The organism is Burkholderia sp. AU33545 (genome assembly GCF_020419685.1).
Taxonomy (GTDB): Bacteria; Pseudomonadota; Gammaproteobacteria; order Burkholderiales; family Burkholderiaceae; genus Burkholderia; species Burkholderia diffusa.
This window is the reverse complement of the sequence record NZ_JAIZRQ010000009.1, coordinates 56,402-74,320: the sequence shown is the minus strand read 5'-3', so window position 1 is coordinate 74,320 and position 17,919 is coordinate 56,402. Positions and strand designations below refer to the sequence as shown.

16 protein-coding genes and 1 tRNA gene are annotated in these 17,919 nt (G+C 67.8%); 3 read left to right on the top strand and 14 right to left on the bottom strand.

All coding sequences use genetic code 11. The features are described from left to right. The first annotated feature begins 95 nt into the window (after positions 1-95). Together mrdA and rodA are read left to right on the top strand one after the other, a co-directional pair. Positions 96-2,381 carry a penicillin-binding protein 2 gene (mrdA, locus tag LGM71_RS27475; RefSeq protein ID WP_124627041.1) on the top strand — a complete coding sequence of 762 codons (2,286 nt, stop codon included), beginning with the start codon at positions 96-98 and terminating at the stop codon, positions 2,379-2,381. 11 nt (positions 2,382-2,392) lie between these two features. Beyond that, entirely contained in the window at positions 2,393-3,541 is a 1,149-nt protein-coding gene (gene rodA / locus LGM71_RS27470; RefSeq protein ID WP_059448422.1) for a rod shape-determining protein RodA, read from the top strand. A gap of 110 nt (positions 3,542-3,651) precedes the next feature. On the opposite strand, the gene LGM71_RS27465 is transcribed toward rodA, so the two are convergent. The 14 genes from LGM71_RS27465 to def form a co-directional block, all read right to left on the bottom strand. Then, positions 3,652-4,425, bottom strand: coding sequence for a tetratricopeptide repeat protein (locus LGM71_RS27465; protein ID WP_226117582.1), 774 nt, complete (start codon positions 4,423-4,425; stop codon positions 3,652-3,654). Next, on the bottom strand, positions 4,422-5,207 hold the full coding sequence (locus tag LGM71_RS27460) for an HpcH/HpaI aldolase family protein (RefSeq protein WP_059607501.1): 786 nt from the start codon (positions 5,205-5,207) through the stop codon (positions 4,422-4,424). Before LGM71_RS27460 ends, LGM71_RS27465 begins: the two co-directional genes overlap by 4 nt. A gap of 296 nt (positions 5,208-5,503) precedes the next feature. After that, positions 5,504-5,956 carry a 6-carboxytetrahydropterin synthase QueD gene (gene queD, locus LGM71_RS27455; RefSeq protein WP_044847357.1) on the bottom strand — a complete coding sequence of 151 codons (453 nt, stop codon included), beginning with the start codon at positions 5,954-5,956 and terminating at the stop codon, positions 5,504-5,506. Positions 5,957-5,974: 18 nt separating this feature from the next. After that, positions 5,975-6,607, bottom strand: a complete 633-nt coding sequence (gene queE / locus LGM71_RS27450) for a 7-carboxy-7-deazaguanine synthase (protein ID WP_059468636.1) — start codon at positions 6,605-6,607, stop codon at positions 5,975-5,977. Between the two features lie 75 nt (positions 6,608-6,682). Further along, positions 6,683-7,417: a 7-cyano-7-deazaguanine synthase QueC gene (queC, locus tag LGM71_RS27445; protein ID WP_059607503.1), complete on the bottom strand. Its 735-nt coding sequence runs from the start codon at positions 7,415-7,417 to the stop codon at positions 6,683-6,685. A 351-nt stretch (positions 7,418-7,768) separates the two neighbouring features. After that, positions 7,769-7,844 (bottom strand) — tRNA-Phe (locus tag LGM71_RS27440). A 60-nt stretch (positions 7,845-7,904) separates the two neighbouring features. Next, positions 7,905-8,606 (bottom strand): response regulator transcription factor EsaR, encoded by a 702-nt coding sequence (gene esaR, locus LGM71_RS27435; protein ID WP_226117581.1) that lies wholly within the window; start codon positions 8,604-8,606, stop codon positions 7,905-7,907. Continuing rightward, positions 8,607-11,021 carry a sensor histidine kinase EsaS gene (gene esaS / locus LGM71_RS27430; protein ID WP_174909464.1) on the bottom strand — a complete coding sequence of 805 codons (2,415 nt, stop codon included), beginning with the start codon at positions 11,019-11,021 and terminating at the stop codon, positions 8,607-8,609. Further along, positions 11,011-11,601, bottom strand: coding sequence for a DUF4390 domain-containing protein (locus tag LGM71_RS27425; protein ID WP_059607510.1), 591 nt, complete (start codon positions 11,599-11,601; stop codon positions 11,011-11,013). Before LGM71_RS27425 ends, esaS begins: the two co-directional genes overlap by 11 nt. Beyond that, positions 11,598-12,986 carry a 16S rRNA (cytosine(967)-C(5))-methyltransferase RsmB gene (gene rsmB, locus LGM71_RS27420; protein ID WP_226117580.1) on the bottom strand — a complete coding sequence of 463 codons (1,389 nt, stop codon included), beginning with the start codon at positions 12,984-12,986 and terminating at the stop codon, positions 11,598-11,600. The genes LGM71_RS27425 and rsmB overlap by 4 nt, the downstream gene beginning before the upstream one ends. Positions 12,987-13,161: 175 nt before the next feature. After that, positions 13,162-14,019, bottom strand: coding sequence for a zinc metalloprotease HtpX (gene htpX / locus LGM71_RS27415; RefSeq protein WP_226117579.1), 858 nt, complete (start codon positions 14,017-14,019; stop codon positions 13,162-13,164). 100 nt (positions 14,020-14,119) lie between these two features. After that, positions 14,120-14,761, bottom strand: a complete 642-nt coding sequence (locus tag LGM71_RS27410) for a LysE family translocator (protein WP_226117578.1) — start codon at positions 14,759-14,761, stop codon at positions 14,120-14,122. A 110-nt stretch (positions 14,762-14,871) separates the two neighbouring features. Then, positions 14,872-15,864 carry a methionyl-tRNA formyltransferase gene (gene fmt / locus LGM71_RS27405; protein WP_226117576.1) on the bottom strand — a complete coding sequence of 331 codons (993 nt, stop codon included), beginning with the start codon at positions 15,862-15,864 and terminating at the stop codon, positions 14,872-14,874. Between the two features lie 34 nt (positions 15,865-15,898). After that, on the bottom strand, positions 15,899-16,402 hold the full coding sequence (gene def, locus LGM71_RS27400; RefSeq protein WP_059607517.1) for a peptide deformylase: 504 nt from the start codon (positions 16,400-16,402) through the stop codon (positions 15,899-15,901). Between the two features lie 229 nt (positions 16,403-16,631). Here def and dprA point away from each other — a divergent pair, with 229 nt between their 5' ends. Next, the gene (gene dprA, locus LGM71_RS27395; protein ID WP_413226920.1) at positions 16,632-17,906 is read left to right on the top strand and encodes a DNA-processing protein DprA; all 1,275 of its coding nucleotides are present in this window, start codon (positions 16,632-16,634) and stop codon (positions 17,904-17,906) included. Positions 17,907-17,919: the final 13 nt, after the last annotated feature.

Here is a 17,919-nt window from a genome sequence, read left to right as displayed (position 1 = left end):
GAATACCTGCCGCCCCTACGCCCGCGCGCCGCGCTCCGGGGCGGCTCCTCGCCCGCGCGTGGTCGCCGCGCACGGGCCAGATCGATCGTAACCGCATGACCGAATTCAACGACACCCAACAGCAGCTCTCGAAGTTCCGCCTGCGCGTCGCGGCGGCGGGCGTGTTCGTGTTCGTCTGCTTCGGGCTGCTCGCGAGCCGCTTCTTCTACCTGCAGTTGATGCAGCACGGCAAATACGCGCTGCAGGCCGAGGAAAACCGCATCTCGGTCGCGCCGATCGTGCCGAACCGCGGGATCATCACCGATCGCAACGGCGTGGTCCTCGCGAAAAACTATTCGGCGTACACGCTCGAGATCACGCCGTCGAAGCTCGACGACACGCTCGACAACACGATCGACAAGCTGTCCGCGATCATCCCGATCGACGCGCGCGACCGCCGCCGCTTCAAGAAGCTGCAGGAAGACTCGAAGAACTTCGAGAGCCTGCCGATCCGCACGCGCCTCACGGACGCGGAAGTCGCGCGCTTCACGGCGCAGCGCTTCCGCTTCCCCGGCGTCGACGTGCGCGCGCGCCTGTTCCGCCAATATCCGCTCGGCACGACCGCCGCGCACGTGATCGGCTACATCGGCCGGATCTCGAAGCGCGACCAGGATCGCATCGACGCGATAAGCGACGACAACGACAGCGACCAGGAGCACTACGATCCGCGTCGCGACGCGAACAACTACAAGGGCACCGACTACATCGGCAAGATCGGCGTCGAGCAGAGCTACGAAACCGAGCTGCATGGCCTCACGGGCTTCGAGGAAGTCGAGGTGACGGCCGGCGGCCGGCCCGTGCGCACGCTGTCGCGCACGCAGGCGACGCCCGGCAACAACCTCGTGCTGTCGCTCGACATCGGGCTGCAGCAGGTCGCCGAGCAGGCGTTTGCCGGCAAGCGCGGCGCGCTCGTCGCGATCGAGCCGAAGTCGGGCGACGTGCTCGCGTTCGTGTCGTCGCCGAGCTTCGACCCGAATTCGTTCGTCGACGGCATCGACCAGCAGACCTGGGACGAGCTGAACAACTCCACCGACAAGCCGCTCCTGAACCGCCCGCTGCACGGCACCTACCCGCCCGGCTCGACGTACAAGCCGTTCATGGCGCTGGCCGGCCTGACGCTCGGCAAGCGCTCGCCGGGCTGGGGCTTCCAGGATCCCGGCTACTTCACGTTCGGTGGTCACACGTTCCGCAACGACGTGCGCTCGGGCCAGGGCTGGGTCGACATGAACAAGGCGATCATGGTGTCGAACGACACCTACTTCTACATGCTCGCGCGCGACCTCGGCGTGAACGCGATCGCGAACTTCATGAAGCCGTTCGGTTTCGGCCAGATCACCGGCATCGACATCCAGGGCGAGGCGCGCGGGATCCTGCCGTCGACCGACTGGAAGAAGAAGGCGTTCAAGAAGGCCGCTCAGCAGAAGTGGTTCGACGGCGAGACGATCAGCCTCGGGATCGGCCAGGGCTACAACTCGTTCACGATCCTGCAGCTCGCGCACGCCACCGCGACGCTCGCGAACAACGGTGTCGTGATGAAGCCCCACCTCGTGAAGGAGGTCGAGGATCCGATCACGCGCGGGCGCCATCTGACCGTGCCGAAGGAAAGCGAAACGATTCCGCTCAAGCAGGCCGACATCGACGTGGTGAAGCGCGGGATGGAGAACGTGATCGAGAACCCGTCCGGCACCGCGTACAAGGTGTTCCGCGGCGCGCCGTACCTCGCGGCCGGCAAGACCGGCACCGCGCAGGTGTTCTCGCTGCAGGGCTCGAACTACAAGGGGCACCTGCTCGCCGAGCACTTGCGCGACCACGCGCTGTTCATCGCGTACGCGCCGGTCGACCATCCGCAGATCGCCATCGCGCTGATCGTCGAGAACGGCGGTTGGGGCGCGCAGGCCGCCGGCCCGATCGCGCGCCGCGTGCTCGATTTCTACCTCGTCGATCGCCAGAAACCGGAGAATGAGGCGGCCGCCGTCGCCGCCGCTGCGTCGGCGACCGAGCCGATCAACGCACCGGTGATCGGCGATGCCTCGAAGACCGTGTCCGTCGCGGCCGGCTTCAAGGCGCTTCCCCAGCCCGTCGTGCCGGCCGCGGCCAGCGCGGCGGATGCGGCATCGGCCGCGTCGGCGCCCGATGCATCGGGTGCGGCCGGGGCAAGCGCGGCGCAGCCCGCCGTCGCGAGCGCAGCAGCGCCGATGGCCGCGAGCCTGCCGCCGATCCGGCGCCCGCACCGGCCTCGCCGGCCCGCCAGCGACGCGCAGCCGCTCGCCACCGCGCCGCGCGACGACAACTCCCGTGCCCCGGCCGCCGCGAAAGCGGCGAACGCCGGCACCGCTCATTAACGGAGAAAGGCATGCAATTCGACAAGCGCGCCTGGCTCGACAAGATCAAGCAGATGTTCGCGGGCTTCGACCGCCCGCTCGCCCTCATCGTGTTCCTGCTGCTGTGCGTCGGCATCGTCACGCTGTACAGCGCGTCGATCGACATGCCGGGCCGCGTCGAGGACCAATTGCGCAACATCCTGCTAACGTTCGTGCTGATGTGGGTGATCGCCAACATTCCGCCGACGACGCTGATGCGCTTCGCGGTCCCGCTGTATTCGTTCGGGGTCGCGCTGCTGGTCGCGGTCGCGCTGTTCGGGATGACCAAGAAGGGCGCGAAGCGCTGGCTGAACGTCGGCGTCGTGATCCAGCCGTCGGAAATCCTCAAGATCGCGACACCGCTGATGCTCGCGTGGTATTACCAGCGCCGCGAAGGCGGGCTGCGCTGGTACGACTTCGTCGCCGCGTTCGGGATCCTGATGGTGCCGGTCGGGTTGATCGCCAAGCAGCCCGATCTCGGCACGGGCCTGCTCGTGTTCGCGGCCGGCTTCTTCGTGATCTACCTCGCCGGCCTGTCGTTCAAGCTGATCGTGCCGGTGCTCGTCGCGGGCGTGATCGCGGTCGGCTCGATCGCCGTGTTCGAAGAGCGCATCTGCCAGCCCGAAGTGCAGTGGCCGCTGATGCACGACTACCAGAAGCACCGTGTGTGCACGCTGCTCGACCCGACCTCCGACCCGCTCGGCAAGGGCTTCCATACGATCCAGGCCGTGATCGCGATCGGCTCGGGCGGTGTGCTCGGCAAGGGCTACCTGAAGGGCACGCAGGCCCACCTCGAATTCATCCCGGAGAAACACACCGACTTCATCTTCGCGGTGTTCTCGGAGGAATGGGGGCTCGTCGGCGGCCTCGTGCTGCTGACGCTCTACATGGCGCTGATCGCGCGCGGGCTCTACATCGCCGCGCAGGGCGCGACGCTGTTCGGCCGTCTGCTCGCGGGCTCGCTCACGCTCGCGTTCTTCGTCTATGCGTTCGTCAACATCGGGATGGTGAGTGGCGTGCTGCCCGTCGTCGGCGTGCCGTTGCCGTTCATGAGCTACGGCGGCACCGCGCTCACGACGCTCGGCATCGCGATCGGGATGATCATGAGCGTCGGGCGACAGCGGCGGCTGATGAAGAGCTGACGCCGCGCACGGCACGCAGTCGCCAGCGGAGCAGTCGCGGCAATGAAAAACGGCGCCTCGTGCGCCGTTTTTCATCGGGCAGGTCGAATGCCGCGCGTGCCGCCCGCTCACTACGGCGTCGCGCGCGGGTTCCCGTGGTCCGCGCCGGCGCCGGATGCCGGCTCCTGCGTCTTCAGGCGCGCGCTCAGCTCCTTGAATTTCAGCCCGGCCGTCTCGTCGCCCTGCGCGGCCGCGGCCGCGTAATACGCGCGCGCGATGTTCAGGTTCTGCGTGACGCCGTCGCCGCCGCGCTCGTAGAACGACGCGGTCACGTACTGCGCGGTCGGCTCGCCCGCGTCGGCTGCCTGCTTGTACCACGCGAACGCCTGCCGGTTGTCGCGCTGCGTGCCGCGCCCGTCGAGGAACTGGTTCGCGAGCGACAGCTCGGCCTGCACGTGCCCCTGCTTCGCCGCACGCAGGAACCAGCGGTGCGCTTCGGCCGGATTGCGCGCGACAAACTCACCGTCGTCGAACATCCGCCCGTACACGTACTGCGCATGCGACATATTCGCGTCGGCCGCCCGCTTCAGCCAGCGCAGCCCTTCGTCGACGTTCGCGGTCACGCCGACGCCGGTGAGCAGCATCATCGCGTAGTTGAACTGCGCGAGCCGGTCGCCGCGTTCGGCCGCATCGTGGAACTGCACCAGCGCCGCGCGATAGTCGCCGGCGTTGTAGTCGGCCACCGCCGATTGCGTCTCGCGCGCCGGGTCCGGCTTCGCATGCGGCGCATTCTGCGCGACCGCCGCGACGCACACGGCCCACAGCCCGAGCATCGTGCCGATGCGCCCGCGTACGCCGGCCGTACGCCGCGCGCGTCCGGATCCCGCGCCGTCGCTGCCGTTCATGACCGCACCTCCTGCAGCGCCTGGCGCGTCGCACGCAGCAGCCAGCTCACGTCGGCCGACAGCGTGATCATCCGGTAGCCAGCCTCGCGATACTGACGCGCGGTTGCCGTATCGTTCGCGAAGATGCCGACCGCGACGCCGGCCTGCTTGCCGGCCGCGAGCACGCGCGCCATCGCGGTTTCGACGTCCGGGTGGCGGCTGTCACCGAGATGCCCGAGGCTCGCCGCCAGATCGGCCGGGCCGACGAACAGGCAGTCGACGCCCGGCGTCGCGGCGATCCGCTCGACTTCATCGATGCCGCGCGCCGATTCGATCTGCACGATCACCGCGACCTGCGCATTCGCCGTCTGCAGGTAATCGCGGCGCATGCCGAACGCCGCCGCACGCACCATGCCTGCCACGCCGCGCAGCCCGTCGGGGGAATCCGGCGACGGGAAGCGCGTGAGGCGCACGGCGTGCGCGGCCTCGTCGGGCGTCTCGATGCACGGGAACATCAGCGTGCGCGCGCCGGCGTCGAGCGCGCGCTTCACGAGCCACGGCTCGCGCCCCGGCACGCGCACCACGGGCTCGCTCGGCAGGTGCGCTGCCGCCAGCGCGCGCAGTTGCGACGCGACGTCGCGGCTGTCGTTCGGCGCGTGCTCCATGTCGATGCAGAGCCAGTCGTAGCCGGCGTGCGCGAGCGCTTCCGCGACCGAATCGCTGCCGAGCGACAGCCACAGGCCGTACAGCGGCTCGTCGCCGTCGTGCAGACGTTGTTTGAGGGAATTGGTGAGCGTGCTCATCGATACGGCCTCCTGGACGGAACGGCAATCGAACGGGACAAGCAACAAGCAAAGCGGGCGTAACACGCCGGGCCGCCATGCACGGCGGCGCCGGACCGGGGCCCTGAACGTTGGTCGGACGTAGGCGGCCGATCTGACAGCGCGGGTCGCGCGGATGCGTTTTCCGGTGCCACGCAACGATCATAGCGCGGCGTTACACGGAATGTGGGAACAGGTGGAAAGCGGCGCCGGATGAGGCCGCACGGCGCGGTGGCAGGCAGCCCGCACCGGTTGGCGAGGCTGCCGGAAGGGCAATATCAGCGGCCGGGCTGGCGCTCGACGTCGGCCCAGCAGTTCGGCGTTTCGTACAGACGCACACGTTCCAGGCGCAGGTTCACGCCGTAGTGCGCGTCGTACACGTTCGCGAGGATGTCGAATGCGATCGCCGCGAGGTTTTCGACGGTCGGGATCCGGTCGAGCACGACGGTCTTGTGGTCGGCCATCTGCTCGAGGAACGAGCGCACGACTTCGTCGCGCGCGTAGACCAGGAACGCGTGATCCCACTTGTTGACGAGGTGCTCGACCGCGAGCGCCTTCACGTCGGCGAAATCCATCACCATGCCGCGGTCGGGCGCCCCCTCGGTATCGACGAGATCGCCGCGCAGCGTGACTTCGAGCACGTAGCGATGGCCGTGCAGGTTCCGGCACTGGCTGCGGTGATCGGGAATGCGGTGGCCCGCGTCGAATTCGAGTTTTCGGGTAATCAGCACGATGTCAAAAGCCGTGGCTCAGGGAATGTTCAGATATTTGTGGGTCTGCATCGACAGCCGCCACTGCGGATGCCGCTTGCACCAGTCGATCGCGAGCTTCGTATTGAGATCGCGCGACGGGCCGTCCATCGGCTGCACGAGAAAATACTCGAAATCGAGCTTCGCGTAGTCGGCCAGCCGCTGGTTGTCCTGCGGGATCACGACCTTCAGTTCGTTGCCCTTCGTGACGACGAGCGGCGCGTCGGCCTTCGGGCTCACGCAGATCCAGTCGATCGTCTCGAGCACCGGCAGCGAGCCATTGGTCTCGATCGCGATCTCGAAGCCTGCTGCATGCAGTGCGTCGACGAGCGGCTGGTCGAGCTGCAGCATCGGCTCGCCGCCCGTGCAGACGACGAAGCGATGCGCTTCGCCGTCCGGCCACAGGCCGGCGATCGTCGCGACGAGCGCTTCGGCGTCCTTGAACTTGCCGCCGTTCTCGCCATCGGTGCCGACGAAGTCCGTATCGCAGAAACGGCACACGGCGTCCGCACGATCCTCTTCACGGCCCGACCACAGATTGCAGCCGGCGAACCGGCAGAACACGGCCGGACGGCCCGCGTTCGCGCCCTCGCCCTGCAACGTGTAGAAAATTTCCTTGACCGCGTAAGTCATCGTGCTTCGTCCGGCTTGCGCCGCTCGTTGTCGATCAGAATCCGTTATTCATCCAGCGCCGCCGACGCACCCGCGTCACAGCGGCGCTTCGGTCACCCGCTCGCCCTTCAGGTAGGCCTCGTAGCCACGCTTGCGCAGCTTGCAGGCGGGGCATTCGCCGCAGCCGAAGCCCCAGTCGTGCAGTTCCGCGCGCTCGCCCACGTAGCACGTGTGCGTCTCGACGCGGATCAGTTCGACGAGTGCCTCCCCGCCGAGTTGCTCGGCGAGTTGCCAAGTCTGCGCCTTGTCCAGCCACATCAGCGGGGTCTCGAGCACGACGCGCGTGTCCATGCCGAGGTTCAGCGCGACCTGCAGCGCCTTCATCGTGTCGTCGCGGCAGTCCGGGTAGCCCGAGAAATCGGTCTCGCACATTCCGCCGACCAGCACGCGCAGACCGCGGCGATAGGCGATGGCGGCCGCGATCGTCATGAACAGCAGGTTGCGGCCCGGCACGAACGTGTTCGGCAAGCCGTTCGCCGAGGTCTCGATCTCGATCGTGCGCGTCATCGCGGTATCGCTGATCGCGCCAAGCACCGACAGATCGATCATGTGATCGTCGCCGAGGCGGTCCGACCACGCCGGAAACTTGCGCTTCAGTGCCTCGCGCACGCCTTCGCGACACTCGAGTTCGACGCGATGACGCTGGCCGTAATCGAAGCCGAGCGTCTCGACCGTCTGGTAGCGTTCCAGGGCCCAGGCCACGCACGTGGCGGAATCCTGCCCGCCGGAAAACAACACGAGCGCGCCGTCTTTAGCGTCTGTCCGAATCACCGTGATACTCCGTGAATGTGTAGGCTCGCGTCGCACTGCGCCCCGAGGCCGGCTGCCGCCGGGCGGCCCGACGCGGCCGGCCTGCGCCGGCCCGACCAGTATAGGCAGCGCGGTCAGCCGCGAATGCGGCGGCGCGCTTATACCGCTCATCGCGCGGCATCGTTGCCGCGCACCACGGCAGGCGCGCCACGGGCGACCGGCCATGCACATGAAGCGATGCGCTAAGTCATTGAGCGGGCACGGATTTTATCATGCCCCGGCGAATGCTGCCGGGCACGCTGCCCACGACACGCAATACCCACCACAAACGAAAAACCCCAAGAACCTTCCGATTCTTGGGGTTTTAAATGCTGGTGGCCTGGGACGGAATCGAACCATCGACACGCGGATTTTCAATCCGCTGCTCTACCAACTGAGCTACCGGGCCAACGAAGAATGAAAGTATATCGAGCTATTCGTTTCCGAGCAAGTGTTTTCGCGAAATATTTTATGCGGCGCCTTCGGACGGTTTCTTGCCGAGCTCGACGCCGAGTTGCTTGAGCTTGCGATAGAGGTGCGTGCGCTCGAGGCCCGTCTTTTCCGCGACGCGCGTCATGCTGCCGTTCTCGCGTGCGAGGTGATATTCGAAGTACGCGCGCTCGAATGCGTCGCGCGCTTCGCGCAACGGGATGTCGAACGGAATCGCGGCCGTCTGGCCCGCGAGGCCGAGCGCCGTGGCCATGTCGTCGCCGAGCGTCGGCAGCGCGGCCGCGGATGCGACTGCCGCCTGCCCCGATGCTTGCCCGACACCGGCTTTCGCGGCCGCGTTGACGGACACCGGCGCCGCGCCGCGCGCGAGACCGTGCTCGACGGACTTCAGCAGCCTCTGCAGCGCGATCGGCTTCTCGAGGAAATCGAGTGCGCCGATCTTCGTCGCCTCGACGGCCGTGTCGATCGTCGCGTGCCCGGACATCATGATCACGGGCATCGTCAACAGACCCTGCGCCGCCCATTCCTTGAGCAGCGTGACGCCGTCGGTATCGGGCATCCAGATATCGAGCAGCACGAGATCGGGCGCCTGATTCAGGCGGTATTCCCGCGCGGCCTGCGCGTTCTCCGCCGCCTCGACGACATGTCCTTCATCGCTGAGGATCTCCGAGAGCAATTCCCGGATGCCCATTTCATCATCTACCACCAGGATGGTTGCCATTTACGCTGCCTTTGTCTGCATACTTGCTTTTGTCTTGGCGGGAGCCGTCCCGCCCTGCGCGCCGGATTCGGCGCCTGGCGTATCGCTCGCCATCTGCAGGAACAGGATCGACACCTGCGCACCCTCGACGGTCTCGCCGTGCATGCGATTGCGCAGATCGATCCGCGCGCCGTGCTCGTCGACGATTTTCTTGACCGTGGCCAGCCCGAGCCCCGTGCCCTTCGCCTTCGTCGTCACGTAAGGCTCGAACGCACGGGTCAGGATGCGTGCCGGAAAACCGGGCCCGTTGTCGGACACGGTAAGACGGACCGCGACGCGCGTTTTGCCCTCGGCGTCGGGGTCGCCATATTCTACTGTCTTGGTTTCGATCAACACACGCGGATGCGCGACTTCCGCGACCGAGTCCTGCGCGTTCTGCAGCAGGTTGTGAATCACCTGGCGCAGTTGCGTCGCGTCGCCGCGAATCACCGGCAGCGACGGCGCGAGTTCGGCGACGATCGCGCTCTTGCCTTCGCCGACACCATACAACCCGAGCACCTCGCTCGCCAGTTCGTTCAGCTGCAGGTTCGCGAGCACCGCCGGCGGCGTGCGCGCATATTCGCGGAAATCGTCGACCATCCGCTTCATCGCGGCCACCTGGTTGACGATCATCGTCGCGCCGCGCTTGAGCACGTCCGCATCGGGCGGTGCGAGCTTGTCGGACAGCTTCATCTGCAACCGCTCGGCCGACAGCTGGATCGGCGTCAGCGGGTTCTTGATCTCGTGCGCGAGCCGCCGCGCGACCTCGCCCCATGCGACCGAACGCTGCGCGGAAATCACGTCGGAGATGTCGTCGAAGACGACGACGTAGCCGGACGTCTGTGGATCGTCGGCCTCGCCCTCGACCGTCGACACGAGGCGTGTGCCGCGCACGAGCAAGGTCAGTGGATCGGCTTCGCCCGGCACCTCGATCGCGAACTGCTGCTGCCAGTGACCGCGATCGCCGCTGCCGCCGTCCGAAGCCGCTTCGCGATCGGCGAATGCCTTGCGCACCATCGCGCCGAATTCCGCGACGACGCCGATCCGGTCGAGCGCCGTGCCGATCATCGCGCCGAACGGCTGCCGGAAGATCCGCTCGGCGCCGCGGTTGGCCGTCGTCAGCCGGAACTGGCGATCGAGCACGAACACGCCGGCCGTCAGGTTCGCGAGGATGCTCTCGAGATACGTCTTCGAATGCTCGAGCGCGATTCGGTTCTTCTCGACCGCCTGCCGCGCCTCGGACAGCTGGCGCGTCATCGCGTTGAACGACTGCGTGAGGAAGCCGAGCTCGTCGCGCGACTTGATCTCGCGCTTCGGCGTGTAGTCGCCTTCCGTGACCTCCTTCGTGCCCTGCGCGAGCAGGAACAGCGGCCGCGCGAGCTGCTGGCCGAGCGCGAGCGCGAGCATCATCGCAATGAAGGTCGCGAGGAACAGCGCGAGCGTCAGCGTGCCGATGTACATCTTGCGCAGCCCGGTGCGGCCGAGCGCTTTTTCCTGATATTCGCGATACGCGCGCTGCACCGCGTCGGCATTGTGCGCGAGCGTGGGCGGCACCGGCTGCGTGAGCTGCAGGAATCGCTCCGCCGGTTGCAGCAGCGACGTCGTCGCATCGGGTATCGGCCGCACGACGCGCAGCCGCAGCGCACCCTTCGCGCCGTGCGCGCGCGGGTCGCCGTCGACCTCGCCCTCGATCGCCGCGTACGCGCCGTGTTCGCGCGCCTGGCTCAGCATCAGCGGAGTCGGCAGGTCGTCCGGAATCAGCGCGGCGAAATTGCCCGATGCCTGCGCGACGATGTGCAGGTCGGGCGCCGCGCCGGAGCCGCCGCGGCTCGGCTCGACGATCGTCGCATCCTGCACGCCGAACTGGTCGCGCAGGCGCAAGAGCGTGAGTGTCGTGCCGTTCGTATTCGCATCGACGCTCGCGAGCTGGTCCGACATCAGCCGCGCCTTCGTCTGCAGGTCGGACAGCGACGCGTCGAGCATCCCGCGGCCGAGGTTCAGGCCGGCGGTCAGCGCGGTCTCGACGTTCACGTCAAACCACGACTCGATACTGCGCGACACGAACTGGTACGACACGATGTAGATGATCCCGCCCGGCACCACGCCGACGAGCGCGAAGAACACCGCGAGCTTCGCGAGCAGCCGCGTGCCGAACTTGCCCTTCCTCAGGCGCACCACGATCATCCCGATCAGCCCGAGCACCACCAGCAGGAACACGAGCGCGACGATGATGTTCATCGCGTACAGCCACGAGTAGTAGCGGTCGAAGAATTCGGTGTTCGCGCTCGCGGCCGCGAGCAGCACGAGCAGCAGCAGCGCCGTGAGCGCGACCGTCGAGACGATCACACGAACGAGGAGGCTCTTCCCGCTGGCCGCGCGGCGCACTTTATTTAGCACGTTCGGTCACCGTGAAAGTGAAGCGCTTCCAGTCCGACCCGAGCGTCCAGTCGCGGTTGTTCACCGCGTCGACCTGGAACGGCTTCGGCATCAGCGCCGTATCGAGCTGCATCCGCACCGAGGCGGTGTAGGTTTCGCCGGCACGCACCTGGTTGCGGTCGATCACGTGCCACGACGTGATGTGCCGGACGACCGCGAGCGCATCCTTCAGCGACGGGAAGCCGAGTTGCAGCCCACCCGTCGACACGCGGTACTCGCGCGTGAGCGGCTGGAACGACAGGCGGATCGTCTGCGACACCGACACCGGCTGCTCGTCGAACCAGTACCAGCGCGCGCGGCCCAGTTCGAAATCGGTCGTGAAGTAAAGCGGGATGCCCTTGTTGACGGCATCCTCGAGGTTCGGATTCAGCTCGAAATCGAAGCGGGCATCGAGGCTCCAGCCGCTTCCGTCAGCCTGCAGCGATGCGCGCTGCACGGCGATCGACTCGGCACGCGCCGGCCGAACGACAGTCAGGCACAGCGCCAACGCGACCAGCAGGACGGCCGCGAGCCGAAGTGGAAAAAGGTGTTTGATCGTCACCGTTTCTGAAACCGCGCGTAGAAGAATCCGTCGTGATCGGTGTTCTGGTCGAGTGCGCCGGCCGCCCCGCCGTGCACGCCGCCCGGCAGCAGTTGGCCGGGCGCGTCCAATCGTACCGCATCTTCACAGGCCGCTTCAAACCAGCGAGCCTGCAACTCACCTTCCTCGGGGAAGATCGAACAGGTCACGTAGAGCAGTTCGCCGCCTGGCTTCACGAGCGGCCACAACGCTGTCAGGATGCGACGCTGCTCCGCGACGAGCGCGGCGATGTCGGCTTCGCGGCGCAGCCAGCGAATGTCGGGATGACGACGCACGATGCCGGACGCCGAGCACGGCACGTCGGCCAGGATGCGGTCGAACGGACGGCCGTCGTACCACGCGTCCGGCGCGCCCGCGTCGCCCACGCGCACGTCCGCCGCGAGAGACAGGCGCGCGAGGTTCTCGCCGATGCGCGCCGCGCGGGTCGCGTCGCTTTCGAGTGCGACGACTTCGGCGTCGGCCAGCTCGAGGATATGCCCGGTCTTGCCGCCCGGTGCCGCGCACGCGTCGAGCACGCGCATGCCGTCGCGCGCACCGAGCCATTCGGCCGCAAGCTGAGCACCGGCATCCTGCACCGACACGACGCCGTCGGCAAAGCCCGGAATGCGGTCAACCGGCAGCGCCGACGCGAGCCGCACCGCATGGCGGCCGATCCCGGTCGCTTCGATTCCGCTCGCGCGCAGCGTATCGAGATACGCATCGACGGTTGCGCGGCGCGCGTTCACGCGCAGCGTCAGCGGACCCTGGCGCTCGCCGGCCGCAAGAATCGTCTGCCAGGCTTCCGGCCACGCATGCTTCACCGCATCGACCCACCAAGTGCGGTAATTCCAGCGTGCGACGGGATCGTTCTGCATCGCCGCGACGAGCGCGTCGCGCTCACGCTGGAAACGCCGCAGCACGGCGTTGACCAGCCCCTTCGCGAACGCAAATTCGCGCCGCGCGCCGATCACTGTGACGGCCTGGTCGACGATGGTGAATGCCGGATACGCGGCCGCGTCCTCCGGATCGAGCAGCAGCGCAAGCGCACCGGCGAGCACCGCATGCACATGCGCGGGCGGCGCCTTGCTGACCAGCCGGCCGATCAGCCAATCCGCACTGCCCAGACGACGCATCGTCCGATACGCGACGTCCTGCGTCGCGCCGCGCGCCAGCGCCTGCGCGCCGGCCGGCATCTGCGCGAACACCGCGGCCAGTGCCGCCGGCAGCGCGGTACCGCGCCGCACCGCATCGACGGCCTGCGCGGCCGCGTCGAGCGCGAAGCCCAGCGAATCGGGCGCGAGATGCAGCGCGGGCAGGCGCGCGGCGCGGCCGGAGGAAGACTGAGCGGAGGAGCGGGTTCGTGTCATCGGAGCAAAATCGGCAAACGGGTGCCGCGAGCGGCGGGAACCCTGCGGCCGCATGGCCGCCGCGATTCCAAACCGCGCATTGTAGCGTGCGATCATGCGGCCCCTTTACGGGGCGCACAAATGAAACACCCCGCAGCGCGGGGCATGCGGGGTGATGTGTCGAGCGCGACGCGACTTAGTCGAAGCGGCCGGTGCGCGCCATCTCCATCAGGCGCGCGATGCGCTCCTCGGTCGCCGGGTGCGTAGAGAACAGATTCTGCAGACCGCCGCCGTGAAGCGGATTCATGATCATCATCTGCGCGGTGGCCGGATGCGCTTCGGCCGCCTGGAACGGGATGCCGGCCGCATAGCGATGGATCTTGTCGAGCGCGGTGGCGAGCGACTGCGGATCTCCCGAGATCTGCGCGCCGCCGCGGTCGGCCTCGAACTCGCGCGCTCGCGAGATCGCCATCTGGATCAGCGCACCGGCGATCGGTGCGAGCAACGCGACTGCGACCCCCGCGATCGGGTTGGCCGGACGGCCGTTTTCGTCGCGACCGCCGAAGAACATCGCGAAGTTGGCCAGCGCCGAAATCGCGCCTGCCATCGTCGCGGTGATCGTCGAAATCAGGATGTCGCGATGCTTCACGTGCGCGAGCTCATGCGCCATCACGCCGCGCATCTCGCGCTCGGACAGCACACGCAGGATGCCCGTCGTCGCGGCGACCGCCGCGTGCTCGGGGTTGCGGCCCGTGGCGAACGCGTTCGGCGCGTCCTCATTGATCAGGTAGACGCGCGGCATCGGCAGGTTCGCGCGCGTGGCGAGCTCGCGCACCATCCGGTAGAACTGCGGCGCCGTGTTCTCGTCGACCTCCTGCGCGTTGTACATGCGCAGCACCATCTTGTCGGAGAACCAGTACGAGAAGAAATTCATGCCGAGCGCGAACAGCAGCGCGATCGTCATGCCGCGCGAGCCGCCGATCATGCCGCCGATCACGATGAACAGGGCCGTGATCGCGGCCATCAGCATCGCCGTTTTGACCCAATTGAACATACCCACTCCTTATCCGTCAGGGGACCCGCCGCACATTACGATGCACGGCGGAAAATTGTAAGCGATTTGTTAGATAAGGTCTTGCCGGAAAAATTCAATTTCAGCGTTGCGTCGCCGCGAGCCGCAGCCCGAGGCCGACGAAGGCGCTGCCCACCGTGCGGTCAAGCCACTTCCTGACGCCCGGCTTGCCGGAAAAGCGCTGCGTGACGCTGCCCGCGACCCACGCGACGATGCAGCTCCAGACCGTGCTCATCACGAGGAACACCGAACCGAGAGCGAGGAACGCCAGCGCCTTGTGCGGGCTGTCGGCCGACACGAATTGCGGGAAGAACGACACGAAGAACAGCACGACCTTCGGGTTCAGCACGTTGGTCCAGAAACCCTGCATGAACAGCTGGCGCAGCGGCTTCGGGGCCGTGGCCCGCGCCGTCTCGGCGCCTGCCGGCGCGGCGGCCTGCCTCGCGAGGATCATGCGCACGCCGAGATAGATCAGGTAAGCGGCACCGACCAGCTTGATCACCATGAACGCGGCGGCCGACGCCGCGAGCAGCGCAGTCAGGCCGAACGCGCACGCAAGCGCGTGCACGCAGCAGCCGGCGGAGATGCCGAGCGCGGACATCAGCCCCGCGCCACGGCCCTGCGCGACGCTGCGGCCGACGATGTACGCCGTATCGGGGCCGGGCGTGACGTTCAGCAGGAAAACCGCGAGCACGAAGAAGCCGAAATGGGTGATGCCAAGCATGAAAACCTCGAAATCGGAAAGCGCAGGGAAATTCTACGCGCGCCTGCCGCGCCGTGCGACTCGGCCATCCGGCCAATTGCGCGCGACCGGCATGTCGGGTCGAATGACGCTCACAGCCCGTCGGGCAACGCGAAGCGCTGGCCCGCGGCGAGCGGCGAGCCGGCCAGGAATTCGCGCGCGGGCAGCCGCTTGCCGCCCGGCTTCTGCAGTTGCGTGACGCGCAGCGCGCCGCCACCGCATGCGACGACCACGCCTTCCGGCGAAGCCTCGACGATCGTGCCGGGCGCCGCGTCGACAATCCCGCCGCGCGCCGCCACGGGCTCGGCCGCCCACAGCTTGATTGCCGCGCCGTCGAGCATCGCGACGCCGCCCGGGAACGGGTCGAACGCGCGCACCTGGCGCGCGAGCACGTCGGCCGGCTTGCGCCAGTCGAGCGCCGCTTCGTGCTTGCCGATCTTTTCCGCGTAAGTCACGCCGTCGGCCGGTTGCGGAGTGACGGGCAGCGCGCCGTCGCGCTCGAGCCGCACCAGGGCGTCGACGATCAGGCGCGCGCCGTCGGCGGCCAGCCGGTCGTGAAGGGTCGCGGTCGTATCGCCGGCCGCGATCGCGACGCGCGCTTCGTCGATCATCGCGCCGGTGTCGAGGCCGGCGTCCATCTGCATCAGCGTGACGCCCGTCTCGGCGTCACCGGCCTCGATCGCGCGATGGATCGGCGCGGCGCCGCGCCAGCGCGGCAGCAGTGACGCGTGGATGTTGATGCAGCCGGCGCGCGGAATGTCGAGCACTTCCTGCGGCAGCAGCAGGCCGTATGCGGCGACCACCATCACGTCGTGCGGTGTCGTGCGCAGCAGCTCGATCGCGTCGGCCGCCTCTGTCGGGTACTTGCCCGCGCGGCGCAGCGACGTCGGCTGCGCGACGGACATTCCGTGCTCGACGGCATAGCGCTTCACGGCGCTCGCCTGCAGTTTCATCCCGCGCCCGGCGGGGCGGTCGGGCTGGGTGAGCACGAGCGGCACCGGAAAACCGGCCTCATGGATCGCGGCGAGTGCGGCCGCGGCGAATTCCGGCGTGCCGGCAAAAATCACGCGCAACGTATGGGTCATGAAAGCGTTCGGGATCGGTCTGGGCAAACGCGCGTCACATCGCGCGTTCGAGTTTCTTCATCTTCGTCTTGATACGGGTCTGCTTCAGCGGCGACAGGTATTCGACGAACACGCGACCCATCAGGTGATCCATCTCGTGCTGCACGCACACGGCGAGAAGGCCCTCGCAGTCGAGCTCGAAGGTCTCGCCCTGCTCGTTGAGCGCACGCACACGCACGTGGTCGGGACGCTCGACTTCGTCGTAGATCCCGGGTACCGACAGGCAGCCCTCCTCGTAGATCTGTTTCACGTCGCTCGACCAGATGATCTCGGGATTGATGAACGCGCGCAGCTCGTTCTTCTCCTCGGAGACGTCGATCACGATCACGCGCTCGTGCACGTCGACCTGCGTCGCCGCCAGGCCGATGCCCGGCGCGGCGTACATGGTTTCGGCCATGTCGGCGACGAGCTTGCGGATCCGGTCGTCGACCTTGTCGACGGGCTTGGCGACCTTGTGCAGCCGCTTGTCGGGGTAATGAAGAATGTTCAGCAAAGCCATGGTGTTCGGTATTCGGTGGAGCGGCGCGCCGCATCGGCCATCCGGCCGGCTGGCGCCGCCGCCGGGATGCAATGAAGATGAGGCGGACGCGCGGCATGTCAACGCCGCGGGTCTGCCCCCTGCAATTGGCCGGACGCTCGCGCGCGCGGCCCTGTCGAGTATTTCGGATGATGAAAATTTTATCATGGCGCCACGCGGTTCGCTGGCCGCCGCATTCGAGGGGAACCTCATGTCGCCGCAAGCGCTGACGACCTCCGCGTTGCGTGCGTGGCTGCAGCTCTCGCATGCGCCGGGACTCTCGCCCGCCGTGCTGCGTGCGCTGCTCGATGCATTCGGCTCGCCGACGGCGCTGCTGCGCGCGTCCGACCAGGCCATCGGTGCGGCGAGCAGCGCTGCCACCGCGCGGGCAGTGCGCACCAGCGAGCGGAACGACCTCGATGCGCGCACCGACGCTACACTGGCATGGCTCGATACACCGGGCAACGCGATCGTCACGCTCAACGATCCCGTCTATCCGCCGCGGCTGCGCGACCTGCATGATCCGCCACCGCTGCTATATGTAAAGGGCAGGCTCGACTTGCTGCACGGACGCGGGCTCGCCGTGGTCGGCAGCCGCCATGCAACGCCGCAGGGGCTCGCAGACGCCACGCGCTTCTCGCATGCGCTGTCCGATGCGGGCCTCGTGATCGTCTCCGGTCTCGCGCTCGGCATCGACGGTGCCGCACATCGCGGCGGGCTCGACGGCCGCGCCGGCACGGTCGCGGTGATCGCGACGGGCGCCGATCTCGTCTATCCGGCTCGGCACCGCACCCTTGCGCACGAGATTGCCGCACGTGGCGCGATCGTTTCCGAATGGCCGCTCGGCACACCCGCGCGGGCGTCACATTTCCCGCAGCGCAACCGGCTGATCGCTGCGCTCGCGCTCGGCGCGCTCGTCGTCGAAGCCGCGCCGCGCTCCGGCTCGCTGATCACCGCGCGGCTCGCGAACGAGCTGGGCCGCGACGTGTTCGCGATGCCGGGTTCGATCCACGCGCCGCTCGCGCAGGGCTGCCACGCGTTGATCCGCGACGGCGCGAAGCTCACCGCGACGCCGCTCGACGTGCTTGAGGAATACGGGTTGGGCGAACCGGCTGCTCACGCCGGCCGCGCGGCGAATTCGCGTTCGCGCCCCGATAACGGAGGAACGACCGACACCGCCGGGCGGTGCGCGGGCGAGCACATCGGGAAAGCGGGTTCCGCCATTCCGGCCGCTGCGCCCGCCGAGATCGACGGCACGCCAACCGACAACCCGGCCGAGCAATCCGTGCTCGCCGCACTGGGATACGGCCCCGTTACTTACGAGTGGCTCGCCGAGCACACCGGCTTGCCCGACGACGCGCTGCACCGCTCGCTACTCGGGCTCGAACTGGCCGGCCGCGTTGCGAGCATGCCCGGCGGACGCTTCGCGCGGCTTGACGCAACGCCCACCCCGCCCGCGTCCGGCGTGCTACAGTCCCCCGCATAGAGGCGGCCGTGCC